Genomic DNA, 19,646 nt, shown 5'->3' with positions numbered 1-19,646 from the left:
ATGACGAAAGATTTCATGCAGCCGGGCACGGTCATCGATGGCTTCGCCATCGGCGAGTGCGTGCATCGCGGCGGCATGGCGACGCTGTGGAGCGTCACCCATCCCGGCATCGACGTGCCGCTGCTGATGAAGGTGCCACGTGTCTCGGAAGGCGAGGATCCCGCCGCCATCGTCAGCTTCGAGATGGAGCAGATGATCCTGCCGCGATTGTCGGGGCCGCATGTGCCGGCCTGCTTCGGCACCGGCGATTTCGCGCGCCAGGCCTATGTCGTGATCGAGCGCATTCCGGGCCAGACGCTCTACAAGCGGCTGGATGATCTGCCGATCGCTTACGAGGAGGCGAGGGGACTTGGGATCAAGATCGCCTCCGCGCTGTCGGCGCTGCATCGGCAGAACGTCATCCATCACGACATCAAGCCGAGCAGCATCATGTTCCGCGAGAGCGGCGAGGCGGTGCTGATCGATTTCGGCCTGTCGCATCACGACCAACTGCCCGATCTGCTCCAGGAGGAGTTCCGCCTGCCTTACGGCACCGCGCCCTATATGGCGCCGGAGCGCCTGCTCGGGGTGCGCGACGATCCGCGCAGCGATTTGTTTTCGCTCGGCGTGCTCCTGTATTTCTTCACCACCGGGGTGCGGCCGTTCGGCGAGAGCGAAACGTTGCGCGGCATGCGCCGGCGGCTGTGGCGCGATCCCTATCCGCCGCGCCAGCTCAAGCCCGATTATCCGCTTTGGCTGCAGGAGATCGTGCTGCGATGCCTGGAGATCGAGCCGGCCTGGCGCTATCCGACCGCCTCGCAGCTCGCCTTCGATCTCGGCAATCCCGACCAGGTCAAGCTGACGGCGCGCGCCGAACGGCGTGAGCGCGATCCGCTCGCGACCGTGATGCGCCGCCGCTTCAACCGCGGGGCGTGGCAGCCGAAGCCGAAGTCCGACGTTGCCGTCCAACTGGCGTCGAGCCCGATCCTGGTGGTTGCGATCGATACGACGGTAACCTCGGGCCCGCTGAACGAGGCCTTGCGCGTCACCACGGAGCGGATTCTCGGGACGCTGCCACAGGCCCGGCTCGCATGCGTCAACGTGCTCAAGCTCGGCCTCGTCACCGTCGACCGGACGCTGGATGAGAAGGGCAACAACAAGCATGTCGACCGCCTGGTTGCGCTGCGGCACTGGGCGTCCTCGCTGAAACTCGACGAGAACCGGCTGTCGGTGCATGTGCTGGAGGCGATCGATCCCGCGGCGGCCATCCTGGAATTCGCGGCAGCCAGTCAGGTCGATCACATCGTGATCGGTGCGCGGCAGGATTCCATGCTGCGGACGCTGCTCGGCAGCGTCTCGGCGAAAGTGGCGTCGGAGGCGCCGTGCACGGTTACCGTGGTACGCCCGCCACGGGAGAGCTAGATCGCTTCGCCGCGTGCCAGCGCCGCCGCGTTGCGGATCGCGGAGATGTTGGCCTTGTACGCCTCCATCGTGCCGCCCTTGAACACGGCGGAGCCGGCGACAAACGCATTGGCGCCGGCGGCTGCGAGCTCCCCTGATACATCGGGCGCCACGCCGCCATCGACCTCGATGTCGATCGGCCGGCCGGCGGTCATTGCCCTGACGTCGCTGACCTTGCCGAGCGACGAGCGGATGAAGGCCTGGCCGCCAAATCCCGGATTGACCGACATCACCAGCACGAGGTCGATCAAATCGAGCACATGCTCGATCGCGCTCACGGGCGTTGCCGGATTGATCGAGACACCCGCCTTCTTGCCGAGCCCGCGGATCGCCTGTAGCGAACGATGCAGATGCGGGCCGGCCTCCGCATGCACGGTGATGTGGTCGCAGCCGGCCTTCGCGAACGCCTCGAGATAGGGATCGCAGGGCGAGATCATCAGATGCGCGTCGAAGATCTTCTTGGTGTGCGGACGCATCGCCTTGATGACGTCGGGGCCGTAGGAAATGTTCGGCACGAAATGCCCGTCCATGACGTCGAGATGGATCCAGTCGGCGCCGGCTTGGTCGACGGCGCGGACTTCCTCGCCGAGTTTGGAGAAATCCGACGCCAGGATCGACGGCGCGATCACCAGCGGACGTGGCGTGAAGGGCTGGGACATGGACGCTCTCCGAAGGCATCTCTGTAGCGAGCGGGATGGCTCCGCCTAACATGCATGCTGGTGCCGGGCAATGCACAGGAGGGAAGTCGCGGGCAGGAAAAAAACTGCCGCGGCGGCAGCAATTGCCGGCTTCCGCGAACCGGCTTGTGCGCGCGAAATGCCGATTTTAAAGGGCTTTTCGCCGTGGCACGGCGCTTGCTCGATAGCCGTGCAGGTGTTGGGCCGCCGCTTGCGCGGCATTGTCGGAGTTCCCTCTCATGCTGTTCGCCCTTGGCGCTGCCTCGTCGGCCATCGATCTCCTGAAGTCGCTGACGTCGTCGTCGAAGACGTCGCAGGCAAAGCCCACCGGCCTGACCCAGGACGCCACCAGCGTCTTTGACATTGCCGGCACCACGACGGCGCCGACCAGCGCGGCCCCGAATTCCGGATCGGCCGGCAACAGCTCCGCGCCGATCGCCCCGGAGACGATGAGCGCGCTGCTCGACGCGCAGAGCCAGGCTTCGACCGGCACGGCGGCCTCGACCAAGAGTCCCTCGGATGCGCTGAAGGATCTGTTCGGACAGATCGATGGCGATGGTGACGGCAACATCACGAAATCCGAATTCGAGGATGCGCTTGGCGCCGGCGGGACCAATCTGGCGCAGGCCGATGACGTGTTCTCCAAGATTGACAAGGATGGCGACGGCAACGTCACGCTCGGCGAGATGTCCTCGGCCTTGAAAGGTGGATCCGGTCACCGCCATCATCATCACGCTGATGGAGCTGGGTCCGGCGGTGGCGGCAATGCCGATCCGCTGATGCAGGCGCTCGATGGCGAATCCACGACGTCGGTCACCAACAGCGATGGATCGGTGACGACGACGCTGACCTATGCCGACGGATCGAAGGTGACGATGACCTCTGCCGCGAGCGCGTCGGCCGCGGGTGCCGCGACCTCGTCCTATAATTTCATCGAGCAACTGATCCAACGTCAGGCGAACACCATTGCTTCGCAGGCCAGCGCATCGCTTTCGGTCAGCGCATAAGATCATCCAAACCGGTCCTGCCAGCTCGGCAGCGCGCCGGGGAAGGGCAGCGCGGTTGCCGCATAGACGCCGCGCGCGATCGCGCGGGCCACGGTGTTGGCGGCGTGCATGCCGAGTTCGGTGAGGCCGAACAGCGGATCGATCGGCTTCTCGCCGGTCGCCGCGGCAAACACCACGTCACCGTCGAGCGGTGCATGCACCGGATAGATCGCCCGCGCCATGCCGGTCTGCGCGATCATCGCCAGCCGCTTGGCCTGTGACTTCGTCAGCGCGGCATCGGTCACGACCACGACCAGCGTGGTGTTCTCGCCGGATGCCGCCACTGGGCCGCCCTTCAGCCGCGCCTTCAGCATGTCCGGCGTGAACGTTGCAGGCAGACCGCGTCCGCCAAATTCGCCGTCGATTTCGAAGGGCGCGGCCCAGAACCACGGGCCGTCGCCGACCGTGACGGCGCCGACCGCATTGACCACCGCAAGTGCGGCAACCGTGACGCCGCTATCGGTTCGCACCGATGCTGAACCCAGTCCGCCCTTCAAATTGGGCGTGGTCGCACCCATGCCGGCGCCGACGCTGCCGAGCCGGAAATCGCTGCCGGCCGCGGCCGCAGCGGCATAGGCAAGATCGCGATAGGGCGGGAACCGTCCCCACGCCTTGTTGCCGCCGTTCAAGAGATCGAAGCAGATCGCACCGGGCACGATCGGGATCACGGCCTCGCGAATCCGTAAGCCTCTGCCTTGCTCGGCAAGCCAAGCCTGCACGCCGCCGGCGGCATCGAGGCCGAGCGCCGAGCCGCCGGACAGCGCGATCGCGTCGACCCCATCGACGGTGTTGTGCGGCTGCAGAAGCGCGTCGTCGCGGGTGCCCGGACCGCCGCCGCGGACGTCGATCGACGCCACGGCAGGCTTGTCAAAGATGATCGCGGTGACGCCGGAGGCGAGCGAGGCGTCGTCGGCGTGGCCGACGCGGACGCCTGCGATGTCGGTGAGGAGATTCTTCAAAGCGCGCATCCTCCTGTCGTCCTGTTGATCGATATAGCAGCCGAACCGAATGCATCAACCGCCAAGCGCGAGCCGGATCATCTTGGCAAGCTCGGACTTCCGGTAGGGTTTGGCCAGCAGCAGCACGCCGGAATCGAGCCGTCCGTGATGAACGATCGCGTTCTCGGTATAGCCCGACGTGTAGAGGGTCTTGAGCCCGGGCCGGCGCTTCAGCGCCTCGTCGACGAGCTGACGTCCGTTCATGGCGCCGGGCATGATGACGTCGGTGAACAGGAGGTCGATAGGCGCGCCGGTATCGATGATCTTGAGGGCCTCGGCGGCGTTCGCTGCCTCAAGCGTCGAGTAGCCGAGGCTCGTGATCTGGGTGACCACATATTTCCGCACCAGCGTGTCGTCCTCGACCACCAGGATGACTTCGTGCCCGCCCTGGACATTGGCGGCCTGCTGCGCTTCCGCGACGGTCTGGGTAAGGCCGGTCGCGCGTGGCAGATACATCTTTACGGAGGTGCCGTGGCGTTCCTCGCTGTAGATCTTGATATGGCCGCCGGACTGCTTGACGAAGCCGAACACCATTGAAAGCCCAAGCCCGGTGCCCTTGCCGACTTCCTTGGTGGTGAAGAACGGATCGAACACTCTTTCCAGCAGATGGGCGGGAATGCCGGTGCCGCTGTCGCTGACGGCGACCATGACGTAATGGCCGACGGTGACCTCGCTGTGCATGCTGGCATAGCCCTCGTCGAGATAGACGTTGCGGCTTTCGAGCGCCAGCTTGCCGCCGCGGGGCATGGCATCGCGTGCGTTCAGCGCGAGATTGAGGATCGCCGCGGTGAGCTGGTTCGGATCGACCATCGCCGTCCAGGCGTCATCGGCCAGCATTGGCGTGATCTCGATATGCTCGCCCAGCGTCGGGCGGAGCAGCTTCGCCGCCTCCAGGATCAGCGCGTTGATGTCGACCTCGGCCGGCTGCAGCGGCTGCTTGCGGGCGAAGGCGAGCAGGTGCTTGGTCAGGTTGGCGCCGCGCTCGGCGGCTTCGTCGATCAGCCGGGCGATGGCGACGAGGTCGGACCGGTCGGAGACCGCTTCTTCCAGGATGCCGATGGTGCCGGTGATGACGGTCAGGATGTTGTTGAAGTCATGGGCGACGCCGCCGGTGAGCTGGCCCACCGCGTCCATCTTCTGCACCTGCCGGATCTGCGCTTCGGCGGCCTGCTTCTCGGTGAGGTCGCGGCCGATGAAGAAATAGCGCTTGATCGGTTCCGAATAGGTCGCGGACCAGTTGAGCGATACCACTTCGCCGTCCTTGCGGATCAGGCGCGTCTCGAAACTGCGCTTGCTCTGGCCGTGCCGCGCCGCGCGCATTTCGTTGCGGGTATTTTCGAGATCGTCCGGATGAACGAACTCGGTCGCGGAACGTCCGACCAACTCGGCGGGATCGTAGCCGAGAATGGTCCCGGCGCTCGGGCTGACCTGGACGAAATGGCCCTGCTTGTCCGTTATCGACAGGAAGTCCTGCGAGGCTTCGAAGATATGCTGCCGCTCCTCGAGCTCACGGCTCAGCGCCTTTTGCGTCTGCTCGCGTTCGGTGGCGGCCTGGCGGCGGACCACCCGCAGGAGCCGCGACATCTCCGCCTGCAGCGCGACGTTATCGATCAACAGCACCGCGAGCACGAAACTGGCGGCGCAGAGGCCGTAGATGCGCGCGGCATAGAAACCGAGATCGAATCTCGCCACGTTGAGCATCGCCGACAGCGCGATGTCGAACAGCCAGGCACACAGCACGACCATGAGCCAGACGTCGATGACGGAATGCGGTTTCCGCAACCACAATGCGGCAAGCGCGGCGGCACAGAGGAGCAGCACCGTCGCGACCACACCGATCATGACCGGCGTGTAGTGTCCGCCGCTCAAGAGGACGGGGAGGCGGTCGTGCTGGGCGGTGACGATCCAGGCGAACACCGCCGTCGCGACGACAACCGCCGCAACGCTGCCGATGATCGCTGACATCGTGGAGCCGCGAATCCTGGCGCCGTCGTCGCCTTTCGAAAGCGCATAGCCGAGCACCATCAGCGGGAAGAAGCCGTGCCAGACCATGTAGAGCCAGACCGTCGTCTGCGGGCCGGCCCCGAACAGGCCCGTCGGCGCGAACAGGCCCGGAAAGGTCAGCGCGTGGGTGACCGCGGCCGCGGCGGTGAAGAGATAACCGCTCGCGAGCAGCAGCAGCGCGCGCCAGCGCAGGATGACGAACTGCGAGAACAGCAGCACCGCGGTGATGAGATCGTTGATCGCCAGTGCGGACTGGTAACTCGCTACGAAGGCCGGCACCGGCGTCAGCGGCATCCCGGCGAACGGTACTGCGATAGCGAACAGCACGGCCGAAACGACGACCACCGCCAGCGCGACGTTGCGGTCGCCGCGCGAGGCCGGCAAGGTCGAAAGGAAGAAGCTGCCGTCGTTGCCCACTCATGCTCTCCTGGAACCGGTATCGAACGCAAGACAGAGGATCACGTCAAACCCGCGCACGGGCTGTCCACACAACGCGAACATCCAGCCGATCTGTCGGTATCGGCGGGGGCCATGCGTCGCTGTGGTGCGGCAAGACCAGCAATCGCCAATCAACCCAAGGTTACCTGCTACCGCAGGGAATCGAACCGGGCGCCCGTATCGAGTCGAGGTAACCACCTCTTTACTGACAGGGCAGATATTTCGCCTGATTACCTACTGCATTACGATTCCCACAATTACGCTTCCTGCAGCCGGTCTGGGGGTTTTCATGGCCCGTGTTCTCGTTGTCGACGACCAATCCGACGTGCGTGCGATGATCGCGATTGTGCTGCGCGTCAACCGCTTCGAGATCGTCGAGGCGGCGTCCGCCGCGGAGGGGATCAAGGCGTTCGAAGCGGGCAGGGAGGGGGCGAAGTTCGATCTCGCGATCGTCGACGTCTTCCTGCAAGACAAGAGCGGTCTCGACGTCATGTCGATGATGCGTGCCCGCCAGCCGGATTTTCCCATCGTCGCGATCTCCGGCATGACAGCGCTGGATTTCGTGACCGAAGCGCCCGACCTGTCGAACGTGGTCTGCCTGCAGAAGCCGTTTCGTCCGAACGATCTGATGCGCGCCATCGAGAACGCGCGAAAGGCGGTTGCTCCCGTTGCGGTGCGCGCGGCGGTTTGATCGGGCGCTTTTTTTCAGCGCGAGTTCTTTGCTCTTGCCCTCTCTGAGCGAGGCGGGACATGGCAACGACGGATAGCGACGGCGCTAGCCCCTCATCCTGAGGAGCGGCTCTTCGCCGCGTCTCGAAGGATGAGGCCCCGCCGGTGGCCTCGCCCTTCGAGACGCCTGCTGCGCAGGCTCCTCAGGGTGAGGGGGTAGATTCGAGTGCAAGGCAATCGCAAATTCCGATTCAACTTTCAAACAGCGGAGGGGATATAAGTCCGCGTTCTCGCGGCATGATCTGCCCGAGCTTTGCGTCTCGTTTCACCCTCTCATCGATCAGAGGGCGCAGGGAAAGCCGGGTGCCGGTTGCACCCGTGGGCCCCGTGCAACAAAAAGCACGGGGGTAGGACCACAGGTCAACCGAAGCAACTCCGGCTTTCCCTGCGCGATGGTTTTACGACTTACTTCGTGCTCTTCCCGGTGACCGGGCTTTCTTGCCACCGTCATCTCTCGCGTGAATTTGTTCACGCAAAAAACTTAGCGCCAGCGTCGGGGCGCCAGAACCACACGACTTCGCCGTCCGTGGGTGCCACGCTCGTCAGTCGCAACACCCGCGTCCACCGCATCTCACCGCAACGTTCGTGACGATCGCGACCCGCCCCTCATCCGCCGTGAGACGCGCGGAGTTAAATCACTGATTTGCCCGACGACGGAAGCGGAATGTTTTTTGCGGAAGGGCTGGACAGACTTTTGGTGATTTGCCCGACGGGCAGTTTTTGCATGGCTCGTCCCGTAACACGCGCCGTCATTCCGGGGCGCGCGTCAGCGCGAGCCCGGAATCCATTTCGCCGCGTGCGCATGCCGATGAATAGATTCCGGGCCTGCGCCTTGCGGCGCGTCCCGGAATGACGAGATTGCGGGAGCGCCCGCGCGTTACGACCCCTTCGGGTTGACTTCGGTGTAGAAGCCGTAGGGTGGGCAAAGGCGCGTTTGCGCCGTGCCCACCGTCGAACACTGTGCTCGCGAAGGTGGGCACGCTGCGCTTTGCCCACCCTACGATTTGGCCATTCGAAGGTTCTTACGACCCCTTCGGGTTCACCTCGGTGTAGTTGCCCTTGGCATCCCACTTGTAGACGACGTAGTCGATCGCCTTGATGTCGCCTTTGGCGTCGAAGGCCATCTTGCCGAGCACGGTGTCCCACTCGCCGGCCTTGATCGCGTCCATCACCTTCTTCGGATCGGTCGAGCCGACCTTGGCGACCGCCTGCGACCACACCTGCATCGCGGCGTAGGTGTAGAGCGTGTAACCTTCGGGATCGATGTTCTTGGCCTTGAACTTCTCGACGATGGCTTTCGCGGTCGGCTTGTTGCGGGGATCGGGGCCGAAGGTGAACAGCGTGCCTTCGGCGGCGGGTCCGGTGATCGTGGCGAATTCCTTGTCGTTCAAGGCGTCGCCCGCCATCAGCACGGTCTGCAGGCCCTGGTCGCGCATCTGGCGCAGGATCAGACCGGATTCCTGATGGTAGCCGCCGACATAGACGAGGTCGATATTGTCGCGCTTCAACCGCGAGACGATGGAGTTAAAATCCTTGTCGCCCTTGTTGTAGGACTCGAACATCTTCTCCTGGAAGCCGGCCTTGTTCAGCGCCTTCTTGGTCTCATCCGCGAGGCCCTTGCCGTAGGTCGTCTTGTCGTTCAGGATCGCGACGTTCTTGCCCTTGAAATATTTGATGATGTAGTCGGCGGCGACCAGGCCCTGCTGGTCGTCACGACCGCAGACGCGGGCGACGTTCCAGAGCTTGCGCTCGGTGAACAGCGGATTGGTCGAGGCCGGCGTGATCTGCAGCGTGTTGCCGTCGGCATAGGCCTCGGAGGCCGGGATCGACGACGACGAGCAGAAATGACCGGCGACGAAGGGGATCCGCGCGCCGGAGAACTTCTCGGCAACCGAGCGTGCCTGCTTGGGATCGCAGGCATCGTCGCCGACCTCGAGCTTGAGCTTCTTGCCGAGCACGCCGCCCGCGGCGTTGAGATCGGCGACCGCCTGTTCAGCGCCGTTCTTCATCTGCCGGCCGAAAGCGGATTCGGAGCCCGTCATCGGGCCCGCCACTGCGATGGTGATGTCCTGCGCGAATGCGCTCGCCGACAATGCCAACGATGCGCCCAATGCCAGGCCGATCAGCTTGAGTGATTTCATGTGGAGTCCCCGTGGTCATCGCTTGAGGGAAGCACCCGGCGGCCCCGGATGCGAAACCAAGGGCATTGTCGACTGAATTTGCCATGAAGTCATCGGCAATTTTCAGGCAGATGCCCGGTCCCTTCGCAGCATCTTGCCGCAGGATCTTGTCCGACGGGCTAGCCCCGCCGCCCGCCTTCCAGATAGGCAGCGCGGATCTCCGGCCGCTGCAACAGTTCGCTGCCGGTTCCGGACAGCGTGATCAGGCCGTTGACCATGACGTAGCCGCGATGGGCGAGTTTCAGCGCGTGGTTGGCGTTCTGCTCGACGATCAGGACGGTCAGGCCATCCTGGCGGTTCAGGGTGCGGATCGCGTCAAAGATCTGGCGCGCGATCAGCGGCGCAAGGCCGAGCGAAGGCTCGTCCAGCATCAACAGGCGCGGCCGGCTCATCAGCGCGCGGCCGATCGCCAGCATCTGCTGCTCGCCGCCGGAGAGCGTTCCGCCACGCTGGTTGATGCGTTCCTTCAGACGGGGGAACAGCGTGTACACGCGTTCCAGCACCGCGGCGCGTTCCGCTTCGCTGCATTCGGTCACGTCGGCGCCCATCTGCAGGTTTTCCGCGACGCTCATGCGCGGAAAGATCCGGCGTCCCTCCGGCGATTGCGCGATACGCAGGCGCGCGATCTGATGCGTCGGCACGGCGGTGATGTCACAGCCGTCGAACTCGATCCGCCCGGCGCGGGCGCGCGGCTTGCCGAAGATCGTCATCATCAGCGTCGACTTGCCAGCACCGTTGGCGCCGATCAGCGCGACGATCTCGCCGCCATTGATCTCGAGATCGACGCCCTTCAGCGCTTCGATCTTGCCATAGGCGGCGCGCAGGCCGCGGATCGCGAGCAGAGGAGAGGTCATGACCCGCTCTCCATGACGGCGATCGCTTCTTCCTCGTCGGCGCCGAGATAGGCGGCGATCACCTTGGGATCGTCGCGCACGGCCTGCGGGGTTCCTTCGGCGATCTTGACGCCGTAATCCATCACCACGACGTGGTCGGAAATCTCCATCACCACGGACATGTCGTGCTCGATCAGCAAAATTGAGGTGCCGAGTTCCGAGCGGATCGAGAGCAGCAGCTCGCTTAGCGCAGCGCTCTCGCGCGCGTTCAGGCCGGCGGCCGGCTCGTCGAGGCAGAGCAGCGCAGGTTCGGTGCACATCGCGCGCGCGATCTCGAGCCGCCGCTGGTCGCCGTAGGGAAGGTTGCCGGCGGCGTCGTCGGCGCGATCGAGCAGGCCGATGCGCGTCAGCCAGGTGCGCGCCAGATCGATCGCGCGCGCTTCCGCGCTGCGCCAGGATGGTGCGCCGATCAGGCCGAGGAAGGTGAGGCCCGAGGCGCGCATCAGCGCGTTGTGCTGCGCCACCATCAGATTCTCCAGCGCGGTCATGCCGGGGAACAGGCGGATGTTCTGGAAGGTGCGGGCGACGCGCGCCTGCTTGGAGATGCGGAAATCGTTCAGACGTTCGAGCTGGATCGTCTTGCCGTCGTCATGGGTGAGGGCGATCGAGCCGCCGCTCGGTCTGTAGAAGCCGGTGATGCAGTTGAAGACGGTGGTCTTGCCGGCGCCGTTCGGGCCGATCAGCGCGGTGATCTTGCGCCGCCCGGCATCGAAGGAGAGATCGTTGACGGCGACGATGCCGCCGAACCGCATCGACAGGCAATCGACGGAGAGGATGGTTTCGCCGCTCATCCGTGGCCCTCCTTGACGAGGTCGGAGGAGATCGCCTGGTTGCGTTCGAGATAGACGGTGGGCGCACGATGGCCGATCAGCCCGCGCGGCCGCCAGATCATCAGCAGCACCATCGCCATCCCGAACACCAGCATGCGGTACTGGTCGAAGCCGCGGAACAGCTCGAAACCGCCGATCATCGCGAGCGCGGCCAGCGCCACGCCGAGCTGCGAGCCCATGCCGCCGAGCACGACGATCGCAAGCACCAGCGCCGATTCCTGGAAAGTGAAGGATTCCGGGCTGATGAAGCCCTGGCGCGTCGCAAAGAACGCGCCGGCAAAGCCGCCGAACATCGCGCCGGTCGCAAAGGCCGTGAGCTTGGTCGTGGTGGTGTTGATGCCGAGCGCGCGGCAGGCGACTTCGTCCTCGCGCAGCGCCTCCCAGGCGCGGCCGATCGGCAGGCGGCGAAGGCGGATCGTGACCCAGTTGGTGAGCAGCGCGAGCGCCAGGATCAGGTAGAACAGGAAGACGATGCGGTGCGTCGGCGAGAACTCGATGCCGAGCCGTGCCGCCAGCCCGTCTTCGCCCGGCGTGAGCGGAATGCCGAACAGGGTCGGCCGCGGGATGCCGGAGACGCCGTTCGGCCCGCCGGTGAGGCTCTGCCAGTTGATGATGACGAGGCGGATGATCTCGCCGAACGCCAGCGTCACGATCGCAAGATAGTCGCCGCGCAATCTGAGCACGGGAAATCCGAGCAGCACGCCCCAGAACGCCGCGAGGATGCCGGCGAGCGGCAGGCAGACCCAGAACGACAGTCCGAAATTGGTGGCGAGCAGCGCATAGGAATAGGCGCCGACGGCGTAGAAGGCGACATAGCCGAGATCGAGCAGGCCGGCGAGGCCGACGACCACGTTCAATCCCCATCCGAGCATCACATAGGTGAGCACCAGGATCGCAAGATCGAGGATGTAGCGCTGGTCGTAGAAGATCACCGGGACCAGGAAGGTGAAGATCAGGAGCGCCGGCGCGATCAGGCGACCGGCGAACGAGACCGCGCTTTGCAGCGCCGGCGGAACGACGCGGACCTTGTCGGCGGGGCCCCACCATTGCCGCAGCAGTTCGACGACGATGCTGCCGCCGAACACGGCGGCGACGATGGCGGCGAGATCGCCGAACCGCGTCCAGTAGATCAGCCCGCCCTGCGGGCCGGCTTCGGTGCGGACGCCGATCATCAGCGAGAACAGCACCAGCGCGACGAGGGCGCTGATCGTGGCCTTCTTGAGGATGAAGGCGGCGCCGCTCGCGCGCGGCGCCGGTTGCTTCTCGAGCGTTGACGCGGTCACGCGGACGCCCGTCAGACTTTTTCGACTTCAGGCCGGCCGAGCAGGCCGGTCGGAAGGAAGATCAGGACCACGATGAGGATCGAGAAGGCGGCGACGTCCTTGTACTCGACCGAGAAATAGGCCGACCAGAACGTCTCGATCAGCCCGATCGCCAATCCCCCCAGCATCGCACCGGGCAGCGAGCCGATGCCGCCGAGAACGGCGGCGGTGAAGGCCTTGATGCCGGCGACGAAGCCCATGAAGAAATCGACCAGGCCGTAATAGAGCAGGTACATCATGCCGGCGACGGCGGCGAGCGCTGCCCCGATCACGAAGGTCATGGAGATGGTGCGGTCGACGTCGACGCCGAGCAGCGCCGCCATGGTCTGGTCCTGCTCGCAGGCACGCATGTCGCGCCCAAGCCGCGTGCGCGACACCAGCCAGGTGAACAGCGCGAGCAGCACCACGGTCGCCAGCACGACGATGATCTGGATGTTCGAGAGCTGCACGTTGAAGCCGCTCGGGCCCTCATGCAGCGTATAGCCGCCGGTGATGATCGGCGGCACCGGTTTCACGCGGGCGCCTTGGGCGACTTGAGAGAAGTTCGTCAGCACGAAGGACATGCCGATCGCCGACAGCATCGGCGCCAGGCGGAACGAATGCCGCAACGGCCGGTAGGCGATGCGCTCCACCGTCCAGCCATAGAGCGCGGTGATTGCCATCGACACCAGCAGCACGACGAACAGCACCAGCGGGATCGCAGTGAGGCCGAACGAGACCAGCACCAGGAACGAGATCAGCGCGATGAAACCGCCGATCATGAAGATGTCGCCATGGGCGAAATTGATCATGCCGACGATGCCATAGACCATGGTGTAGCCGATCGCGATCAGCCCATAGATCGAGCCGAGCACGAGGCCGTTGATGAGTTGTTGGGCGAAATAATCCATGCGCTGCCGTTTGGAGCTGGTTCGGTTCTGACCGGATCAGAACCCGACAAGCCCTGGGTTGGTTTGACGCGTTCTCTTCACGCGAACCGGTATCCACTTCGCTTGAAAACGCCATCCGAGGAGCGACGCGGCGAGGGCTCCCAGCAACCTTGTCCGACGCGTCGTCTCATTTTCTAACAGTGGAACCCCTTGGGCGGCAACAGCGGGAGCTGCGGCTTCAAGGGCTTGTACAGAGGTAGTTTTGCTGCCGGTTCCTCATTCAACGTTCGCTCACCGTGACGTGACGGTTCCCGCCGAAACGGGGTCCTGGTTCCTGCGTTGGCCTCTGCCTGGTCCGAGTGGGCCAGGTCCAATCAGGGAGATCGCGAATGGCCAATCAGAACCAGAACGCGGGTCAGCAGAATCAAAATCCGGGCCAGAAGCCCGGCCAGCAGCAGGGCGGCGGCACCAAGCCCGGCCAGCAGCAGCAGGACCCGAACCGTCAGGGCCAGAACCCCGGCCAAGGCCAGAACCCGGGCCAAGGGCGCTAGTTTCCCGTCCAAGCGAGAGCCAAAGGAAAGTCCTGCCGAAAGGCGGGACTTTCTTTTTGGACACTCATTTTGGACGATCTCCACGGCGGCCGCCCCAATTAAGGTTAACAAAGGGTTTAGATTGCCGCTTCACTTCCAACGAAGTTACCTCGCTCCGAACCGCCATCGCGGCGTCGGGCGAGCGGAACAGCGGGGAGCGGCAGATGTCGACCAACTGGCGGATCAGCTCATTCAGCGGCGCGCTGCTTGCGGCCTATTTCATCCCGACCTGGACGAGCATCGCCTACCAGATATTGGTGTCGCCGGTCCGCGGCCTCTATGAACGGCCGAGCGTGTCGATCGGGTTCTTCATCAGCGATCATCTGCATCTGTCGGGCGTGGCGAGCGTGCGTGTCGCCTGGCTGCTGGCGCTGGCGCGGATAACCACCATTGCTTTCTTCGCGCTGTACCTGGTGCTGCTTGCGAGCCGCTCGGTCCGCGAGCGCGGCAGCGGCGATGAAACGCTCGGGATGGCGCTGGCGCTCGGCAGCGTGCTCAGCTTCGTCAGCATGGTGGCGGCGTCCCTGGTCGGCGAGGCCGAGGCGCTGCGGCTGCACGCGACTGAACTTCTGATGCTGCTCGGCATCGGCATCGTACTGCTGGTCGAGGGCGCCGCGCCGCGGGTGGCCGAGGTGCGGGACGAGGCCCGCGTAGACGCGCCGGTTGGCGAGCTATCGCTTCAACAGCCCTAGCTCCGCGACGATCGCCGACGCTTCCTTCACCGCATGATTGGCGGCGGGCACGCCGCAATAGATCGCCTGCTGCAGCAGGATCTCCTTGATGTCGTCGGGCGAGAAGCCGCCTTCGGTGAGGGCTGCGCGCACATGCAGGCGGAACTCATCCCACTGCCCGAGCGCGACCATGGTGCCGATGACAAGCACGCGCCGCGTGCGGTGGTCGAAATGCGGCCGCGTCCAGATGTCGCCCCAGGCGTAGCGCGTGATCAGGTCCTGGAAGTCGGTATTGAACGCGTTGCGGTTGGCGATGGATTTGTCGACCCATTCATTGCCGAGCACCTTTCGGCGCTGGGTCATGCCCTCGTCGCGGCGCTTGTCGTCGTCCATGATTGTCTCCTCCCGTCATTGCGAGGAGCGAAAGCGACGAAGCAATCCACATCTCCACAAGCGGCACTATGGATTGCTTCGCTTCGCTCGCAATGACGGCCTTGTTGGCACCTAGCGTTGCGTCAGGAAGCCGACGACGGCTTCGGTGAAGGCGTGCGACTGCTCGACGTTGGAAATATGCGCGGCATCGAGGATCGTCATGCTGGCGCCGGGGATACGGCTGCGGATGAATTCCGCGGCCGAGATCGGGGTCGCCATGTCGTGGCGGCCGGGCGATCACCAGCGTCGGGCTCTTGATTTTCGGCAACAGCTCGCGCTGGTCGAGCGTCGATAGCGCCTCGCAGCAGGCGATGTAGCCTTCGGCAGGCGAGGCCAGCAGCATCGCCTTCATCCGGGCGGCGATCTGCGGCTCGCGCTCGCGGAAATCGGCGGTCAGCCAGCCGGCGATCACGGTGTCGGCGACCGCGGCGAGGCCGCCTTCCTTCACCGCCTTGATGCGGTTGTGCCAGTTGGTCGGGTCCGGATAGTGGCAGGCGGTGTTGGAGAGGATGATCTTGCCGAAGCGCTCGGGCGCGTTGGCGCCCAGCCATTGCCCGACCATGCCGCCCATCGACAGGCCGCACCAATGGGTCTTCTCGATGTTGAGGTCGTCGAGGATCGCCAGCACGTCGCGGCCGAAACGCTCCATCGAATAGGGGCCGGGAGGAACCTGCGACTTGCCGTGGCCGCGCCGGTCGTAGCGGATGACGCGGAACACCTGCGTCAGCGCCTTCATCTGCGGCTCCCACATCTGCAAGGTGCAGCCGAGCGAATTGGACAGCATCAGTGTCGGTCCGCCGTCGCGGCCTTCGACCTGGACGTTGAGCAGGCATCCGTCGGCGTCGATCATCGGCATGGTCTGCGTTCCCTCATTTCTTTCCACACGCTCCGTCATTCCGGGGCGCGCGTAGCGCGAACCCGGAATCCATCGCGCCGCATGCGCAGGCGGAGAAATGGATTCCGGGCTCGTCCTTCGAACGCCCCGGAATGACAGCGGAGGTCTTACGACAAATCCTTGAGCGAGGCGAGCAGGCGGTCGATCAGCGCCTGCGAGGCGCCCTGATAGGACATCGGCTCGAAAAGTTTTTCGATTCGGTCCGCGGCAAGCTGCGCGGTGATCTGTGGATCCGCCGTCAGCACGTCGCGCAGGTGCTTCTGCTCGGCAACGGCCCTCTTGCTGGCGGCTTCGATCAGATGGTGCGCCTCGCTCTTGCCGAGCTTCTCGGCGAGCGCCATCGACACCGCTTCCGCCATGATCAGCCCCCTGGTCGCATCGAGGTTGACGCGCATGCGCGCGGCGTCGACCTCCAGGCCCTCGGCGAGTTCGACGGTGGCGGCGAGCGCGCCCGAGGTGACCAGCATCAGCGTCGGCAGGGTTGGCCATTCCGCGTGCCAGGGGCCGGCGCTGCGTTCGTGGTCCTGCACCTGCGCGGCGAGGATCGTGGCAGTGAGATTGGGGGCCATGGTGGCGGCGGCGAGCGCGGTTGCGGCGGCAACCGGATTGCGCTTGTGCGGCATCGTGGAGGAGCCGCCGCGGCCTTCGCCCGACGGCTCGAAGGCTTCGGCGACGTCGGTCTGCATCATCAAGGACACGTCGCGGGCGATCTTGCCGCAGCTACCGGCGAGGATGGCAAAGGCGGAAGCAATGTCTGCTATGCGGTCGCGGTGGGTGTGCCAGGGTGCCTCCGGCAACGGCAGGTCGAGCTCCTGCGCCAGCTTTTCGGCTACCGCCATGCCCCTGTCGCCGAGCGCGGCGAGGGTGCCGGCGGCGCCGCCGAATTGCAGGGCCAATGCCTCGCGGCGCAGGCGCTGCAGACGCTTGCGCGAGCGGTGCAGGCTTGCGGCATATTCGGCGAGCTTGAGGCCGAACGGCATCGGTAGCGCGTGCTGCAGCCAGGTGCGCGCGACCACCGCGGTGTCACGATGCTGGCGGGCGAGTTTGGCAAAGCCCATGATGGCCCGATCGAGCTCCGTGAGCAGCGCATCGATGCCACCGCGCAGGGTGAGCATGGTCGCGGTGTCGATGACGTCCTGGCTGGTCGCGCCCCAATGCACGTAGCGCGCGGCCTCCTTGTCGGCTTTGGCGACCTCGGCGGTGAGCGCCTTGACCAGGGGAATCGCGAGGTTACCGGACCGAACGGCGGCCTCCGCGAGCGCCGGGAGATCGAATGATTCGGCCCTGCAGGCTGCGCCGACCGGGCCGGCTGCGGCATTCGGAATCACGCCGATCGCGGCTTCGGCGCGCGCCAGCGCTGCCTCGAAATCGAGCATATTCTGCAGATAGGCGGCATCGTCGCACACTGCGCGCATCGCGGCGCTTGACAGCAGCGGTGCCAGCAGCGGGGAGAGGGATGTGCTCATCGCGCGCGACCTAATCATTCCAGGCCGGCCCTGCCAATGGCCCTTCTTTGATCGAGTCTGGCCCATCACAAGGGCGGCCTCCGTTTTGCTGCGCTGCGAATATGCATCGCTCGTGGTCGGATGTCGGTCTTTCCTTTGTGGCTGCTGTGCTTTACTTGGGTGTCGGTTTGATGCGATCGGGGAGGCTCTCATGGCAATGACGATGAACGGCGAGGTCCAGCTTGCGGCGCCGCGCGAGGCCGTGTGGGCCAAGCTCAACGATCCCGAGGTGCTGAAGGTCTGCATCCCCGGCTGCGAGGAATTGGAGAGGACCGAGGACAACGGCTTTCGCGCCGTTGCCAAGATGAAGGTCGGCCCCGTCTCGGCGCGCTTCAAGGGCAAGGTCATGCTGAGCGATCTCGATCCGCCCAACGGCTACAAGATCTCGGGCGAAGGCGAGGGCGGTGTTGCCGGATTCGCCAAGGGCGGCGCGACGGTCGCGCTTGCCGACAAGGATGGCGGCACGCTCTTGAGCTACAACGTCGAGGCGCAGATCGGCGGCAAGCTCGCCCAGCTCGGCCAGCGCCTGATCAACGGCACGGCCAAGAAACTGGCCGATGAATTCTTCGCGAATTTCGCCAAGGCCGTGCAGGGCTGAAAGCTCTCTCTAGAATAAAGACTAGCGGCGCTGCACAACCGCGCCAAAACGGCACGACGTCATCCGGCCATGCGACGGGCGAGGTTGCCCATTGCGGTGATGGCCCATATTATGGCTTTGGAACGGTTATAAACGCCTGTTCTGTCGATATGCGGCAGGGCAGATCAAGAGAGTGCTGATGGCCAAGATTTCCCTGATCGTGAACGGCAATCCCGTCACCGCCAATGTCGACCCCCGTACCCTTCTCGTCCAATTCCTGCGTGAAAACCTGCGGTTGACCGGGACCCATGTCGGTTGCGACACCTCGCAATGCGGCGCCTGCGTCGTGCATCTCGACGGCAAGGCCGTGAAGTCGTGCACCACGCTCGCGGTGATGGCTGACGGCCACGACGTCAAGACCATCGAGGGACTGGCGCCGGATGGCGGGCCGCTGCATCCGATGCAGGAAGCGTTCCGCGAGCATCATGGCTTGCAGTGCGGCTTCTGCACGCCCGGCATGATCATGACCGCGGTCGACATGGTGCATCGCAAGGGCCACGAGCTCTCCGACGAGGTGATCCGCGAAGAGCTCGAAGGCAATCTGTGCCGCTGCACCGGCTATCAGAACATCGTCGCCTCGATCGCCGCCGGCGCCAAGGCGATGGCGAAGTCCGATCTCGCTTGAATCTGACGCTTCGACCGCGATCGCGATTTGAAGCTATTTCCGGGATATTCCAATGTATGAATTCAAGTATCATCGTCCGGCGACCGTGCGACAGGCCGCCAATCTGTTGGTGAAGAACGAGGATGCCAAGCTGATCGCCGGCGGCCACACGCTGGTGCCTGTCATGAAGCAGCGGCTCGCGAGCCCGCCGCATCTGGTCGACCTCTCCCACGTCGAAGGCCTCGACACCATCGAGATGAAGGGCCGCGCGCTCGTGATCGGCGCCACCGCCAAGCATGCCGACGTCGCCAGCTCCGCCGTTGTCGGCGAGGCGATCCCGGCGCTGGCCGAACTCGCAGGCGGAATCGGCGATCCGGCCGTGCGCCATCGCGGCACCATCGGCGGCTCGCTTGCCAATAACGATCCGACTGCGGACTATCCGGCCGCCGTGCTGGCGCTGGGCGCGACCATCGTCACCAACAAGCGCCGGCTCAAGGCGGAAGAGTTCTTCCAGGGCCTGTTCTCGACCGCGCTCGAGGGCGACGAGATCATCACCAAGGTGATGTTCCCGGTGCCGAAGAAGGCGGCCTATGTGAAGTTCCGCAACCAGGCCTCGCGCTATGCGCTGGTCGGCGTGTTCGTGGCACGGCGGCCGTCGGACGTCCGCGTCGCCGTCACCGGCGCCGGCTCGGACGGCGTGTTCCGCGTCGCAGCCTTCGAGGAGCCGCTGAAGAAGCGGTTCTCGCCCAAGGTGCTGGAGGGCATCAACGTATCCCCGGAAGGGCTGAACAGCGACCTGCATGGCAGCGCCGAATATCGCGCGCATTTGATCGGGGTGCTGGCGCGCCGGGCGGTCGAAGCTGCTAACGCTAAAGCGTGATAGTGC

General features: G+C 64.9%; 19 protein-coding genes. 8 read left to right on the top strand and 11 right to left on the bottom strand.

The features are described from left to right. On the top strand, nt 1-1,401 hold the full coding sequence (locus ACVJGD_RS12315; RefSeq protein WP_456634590.1) for a protein kinase domain-containing protein: 1,401 nt from the start codon (nt 1-3) through the stop codon (nt 1,399-1,401). Here the strand turns inward: ACVJGD_RS12315 and rpe are convergent. Continuing rightward, a complete protein-coding gene (gene rpe, locus ACVJGD_RS12310) occupies nt 1,398-2,099 on the bottom strand; it encodes a ribulose-phosphate 3-epimerase (protein WP_130580214.1) in 702 nt (233 codons plus the stop codon). The genes ACVJGD_RS12315 and rpe overlap by 4 nt on opposite strands. A gap of 257 nt (nt 2,100-2,356) precedes the next feature. Here rpe and ACVJGD_RS12305 point away from each other — a divergent pair, with 257 nt between their 5' ends. Then, entirely contained in the window at nt 2,357-3,124 is a 768-nt protein-coding gene (locus ACVJGD_RS12305; protein WP_456634589.1) for an EF-hand domain-containing protein, read from the top strand. Between the two features lie 2 nt (nt 3,125-3,126). Here ACVJGD_RS12305 and ACVJGD_RS12300 read toward each other — a convergent pair whose 3' ends face one another. Further along, nucleotides 3,127-4,122: a P1 family peptidase gene (locus ACVJGD_RS12300; protein ID WP_456640237.1), complete on the bottom strand. Its 996-nt coding sequence runs from the start codon at nt 4,120-4,122 to the stop codon at nt 3,127-3,129. 54 nt (nt 4,123-4,176) lie between these two features. Next, a complete protein-coding gene (locus ACVJGD_RS12295) occupies nt 4,177-6,459 on the bottom strand; it encodes an MASE4 domain-containing protein (RefSeq protein ID WP_456640236.1) in 2,283 nt (760 codons plus the stop codon). 433 nt (nt 6,460-6,892) lie between these two features. Here ACVJGD_RS12295 and ACVJGD_RS12290 point away from each other — a divergent pair, with 433 nt between their 5' ends. Continuing rightward, a complete protein-coding gene (locus ACVJGD_RS12290) occupies nt 6,893-7,294 on the top strand; it encodes a response regulator (RefSeq protein WP_456634588.1) in 402 nt (133 codons plus the stop codon). Nucleotides 7,295-8,354: 1,060 nt separating this feature from the next. Here the strand turns inward: ACVJGD_RS12290 and ACVJGD_RS12285 are convergent. The 5 genes from ACVJGD_RS12285 to ACVJGD_RS12265 form a co-directional block, all read right to left on the bottom strand. Then, nucleotides 8,355-9,473: a branched-chain amino acid ABC transporter substrate-binding protein gene (locus tag ACVJGD_RS12285; protein WP_456634587.1), complete on the bottom strand. Its 1,119-nt coding sequence runs from the start codon at nt 9,471-9,473 to the stop codon at nt 8,355-8,357. A 158-nt stretch (nt 9,474-9,631) separates the two neighbouring features. Then, nucleotides 9,632-10,366, bottom strand: coding sequence for an ABC transporter ATP-binding protein (locus ACVJGD_RS12280; RefSeq protein WP_456634586.1), 735 nt, complete (start codon nt 10,364-10,366; stop codon nt 9,632-9,634). Beyond that, nucleotides 10,363-11,196, bottom strand: a complete 834-nt coding sequence (locus ACVJGD_RS12275; protein WP_456634585.1) for an ABC transporter ATP-binding protein — start codon at nt 11,194-11,196, stop codon at nt 10,363-10,365. Before ACVJGD_RS12275 ends, ACVJGD_RS12280 begins: the two co-directional genes overlap by 4 nt. Then, nucleotides 11,193-12,518 carry a high-affinity branched-chain amino acid ABC transporter permease LivM gene (gene livM, locus ACVJGD_RS12270; RefSeq protein WP_456634584.1) on the bottom strand — a complete coding sequence of 442 codons (1,326 nt, stop codon included), beginning with the start codon at nt 12,516-12,518 and terminating at the stop codon, nt 11,193-11,195. Before livM ends, ACVJGD_RS12275 begins: the two co-directional genes overlap by 4 nt. A gap of 11 nt (nt 12,519-12,529) precedes the next feature. Then, complete coding sequence (locus ACVJGD_RS12265) at nt 12,530-13,447, bottom strand: branched-chain amino acid ABC transporter permease (protein ID WP_456634583.1); 918 nt, start codon at nt 13,445-13,447, stop codon at nt 12,530-12,532. A gap of 368 nt (nt 13,448-13,815) precedes the next feature. On the opposite strand from ACVJGD_RS12265, the gene ACVJGD_RS12260 reads away from it, so the two are divergent. Both ACVJGD_RS12260 and ACVJGD_RS12255 read left to right on the top strand, forming a co-directional pair. Beyond that, nucleotides 13,816-13,977, top strand: coding sequence for a hypothetical protein (locus ACVJGD_RS12260; protein ID WP_456634582.1), 162 nt, complete (start codon nt 13,816-13,818; stop codon nt 13,975-13,977). A gap of 203 nt (nt 13,978-14,180) precedes the next feature. Further along, nucleotides 14,181-14,708, top strand: a complete 528-nt coding sequence (locus ACVJGD_RS12255) for a hypothetical protein (protein WP_456634581.1) — start codon at nt 14,181-14,183, stop codon at nt 14,706-14,708. On the opposite strand, the gene ACVJGD_RS12250 is transcribed toward ACVJGD_RS12255, so the two are convergent. The 3 genes from ACVJGD_RS12250 to ACVJGD_RS12240 form a co-directional block, all read right to left on the bottom strand. Then, a complete protein-coding gene (locus ACVJGD_RS12250) occupies nt 14,688-15,080 on the bottom strand; it encodes a carboxymuconolactone decarboxylase family protein (protein ID WP_282527254.1) in 393 nt (130 codons plus the stop codon). The two genes, ACVJGD_RS12255 and ACVJGD_RS12250, sit on opposite strands and share 21 nt — an antisense overlap. Next, complete coding sequence (locus tag ACVJGD_RS12245) at nt 15,019-15,975, bottom strand: alpha/beta fold hydrolase (protein ID WP_456634580.1); 957 nt, start codon at nt 15,973-15,975, stop codon at nt 15,019-15,021. Before ACVJGD_RS12245 ends, ACVJGD_RS12250 begins: the two co-directional genes overlap by 62 nt. A 146-nt stretch (nt 15,976-16,121) precedes the next feature. Next, nucleotides 16,122-17,480, bottom strand: a complete 1,359-nt coding sequence (locus ACVJGD_RS12240) for a 3-carboxy-cis,cis-muconate cycloisomerase (RefSeq protein ID WP_456634579.1) — start codon at nt 17,478-17,480, stop codon at nt 16,122-16,124. A gap of 190 nt (nt 17,481-17,670) precedes the next feature. Between ACVJGD_RS12240 and ACVJGD_RS12235 the strand changes: the two genes are divergently transcribed. From ACVJGD_RS12235 to ACVJGD_RS12225, 3 genes are all read left to right on the top strand, one after another. Then, the gene (locus tag ACVJGD_RS12235) at nt 17,671-18,117 is read left to right on the top strand and encodes an SRPBCC family protein (protein ID WP_454619895.1); all 447 of its coding nucleotides are present in this window, start codon (nt 17,671-17,673) and stop codon (nt 18,115-18,117) included. 178 nt (nt 18,118-18,295) lie between these two features. Beyond that, nucleotides 18,296-18,781 (top strand): (2Fe-2S)-binding protein, encoded by a 486-nt coding sequence (locus ACVJGD_RS12230; RefSeq protein ID WP_456634578.1) that lies wholly within the window; start codon nt 18,296-18,298, stop codon nt 18,779-18,781. Nucleotides 18,782-18,833: 52 nt separating this feature from the next. Continuing rightward, on the top strand, nt 18,834-19,640 hold the full coding sequence (locus ACVJGD_RS12225; RefSeq protein ID WP_456634577.1) for an FAD binding domain-containing protein: 807 nt from the start codon (nt 18,834-18,836) through the stop codon (nt 19,638-19,640). Nucleotides 19,641-19,646 lie beyond the last annotated feature (6 nt).

Source organism: Bradyrhizobium sp. USDA 10063 (assembly GCF_054063735.1).
The sequence above is the reverse complement of the archived record's forward strand: the minus strand, read 5'-3'. Positions and strand labels throughout refer to the sequence as shown.

Bases quoted from the DNA above. Each gene is read 5' to 3' on its own strand.
- ACVJGD_RS12315 (WP_456634590.1), top strand. From the start codon at position 1: ATGACGAAAGATTTCATGCAGCCGGGCACGGTCATCGATGGCTTCGCC.
- rpe (WP_130580214.1), bottom strand. From the start codon at position 2,099: ATGTCCCAGCCCTTCACGCCACGTCCGCTGGTGATCGCGCCGTCGATC.
- ACVJGD_RS12305 (WP_456634589.1), top strand. From the start codon at position 2,357: ATGCTGTTCGCCCTTGGCGCTGCCTCGTCGGCCATCGATCTCCTGAAG.
- ACVJGD_RS12295 (WP_456640236.1), bottom strand. From the start codon at position 6,459: ATGCCGCTGACGCCGGTGCCGGCCTTCGTAGCGAGTTACCAGTCCGCA.
- ACVJGD_RS12290 (WP_456634588.1), top strand. From the start codon at position 6,893: ATGGCCCGTGTTCTCGTTGTCGACGACCAATCCGACGTGCGTGCGATG.
- ACVJGD_RS12285 (WP_456634587.1), bottom strand. From the start codon at position 9,473: ATGAAATCACTCAAGCTGATCGGCCTGGCATTGGGCGCATCGTTGGCA.
- ACVJGD_RS12280 (WP_456634586.1), bottom strand. From the start codon at position 10,366: ATGACCTCTCCTCTGCTCGCGATCCGCGGCCTGCGCGCCGCCTATGGC.
- ACVJGD_RS12275 (WP_456634585.1), bottom strand. From the start codon at position 11,196: ATGAGCGGCGAAACCATCCTCTCCGTCGATTGCCTGTCGATGCGGTTC.
- ACVJGD_RS12265 (WP_456634583.1), bottom strand. From the start codon at position 13,447: ATGGATTATTTCGCCCAACAACTCATCAACGGCCTCGTGCTCGGCTCG.
- ACVJGD_RS12260 (WP_456634582.1), top strand. From the start codon at position 13,816: ATGGCCAATCAGAACCAGAACGCGGGTCAGCAGAATCAAAATCCGGGC.
- ACVJGD_RS12255 (WP_456634581.1), top strand. From the start codon at position 14,181: ATGTCGACCAACTGGCGGATCAGCTCATTCAGCGGCGCGCTGCTTGCG.
- ACVJGD_RS12250 (WP_282527254.1), bottom strand. From the start codon at position 15,080: ATGGACGACGACAAGCGCCGCGACGAGGGCATGACCCAGCGCCGAAAG.
- ACVJGD_RS12245 (WP_456634580.1), bottom strand. From the start codon at position 15,975: ATGCCGATGATCGACGCCGACGGATGCCTGCTCAACGTCCAGGTCGAA.
- ACVJGD_RS12240 (WP_456634579.1), bottom strand. From the start codon at position 17,480: ATGAGCACATCCCTCTCCCCGCTGCTGGCACCGCTGCTGTCAAGCGCC.
- ACVJGD_RS12235 (WP_454619895.1), top strand. From the start codon at position 17,671: ATGGCAATGACGATGAACGGCGAGGTCCAGCTTGCGGCGCCGCGCGAG.
- ACVJGD_RS12230 (WP_456634578.1), top strand. From the start codon at position 18,296: ATGGCCAAGATTTCCCTGATCGTGAACGGCAATCCCGTCACCGCCAAT.
- ACVJGD_RS12225 (WP_456634577.1), top strand. From the start codon at position 18,834: ATGTATGAATTCAAGTATCATCGTCCGGCGACCGTGCGACAGGCCGCC.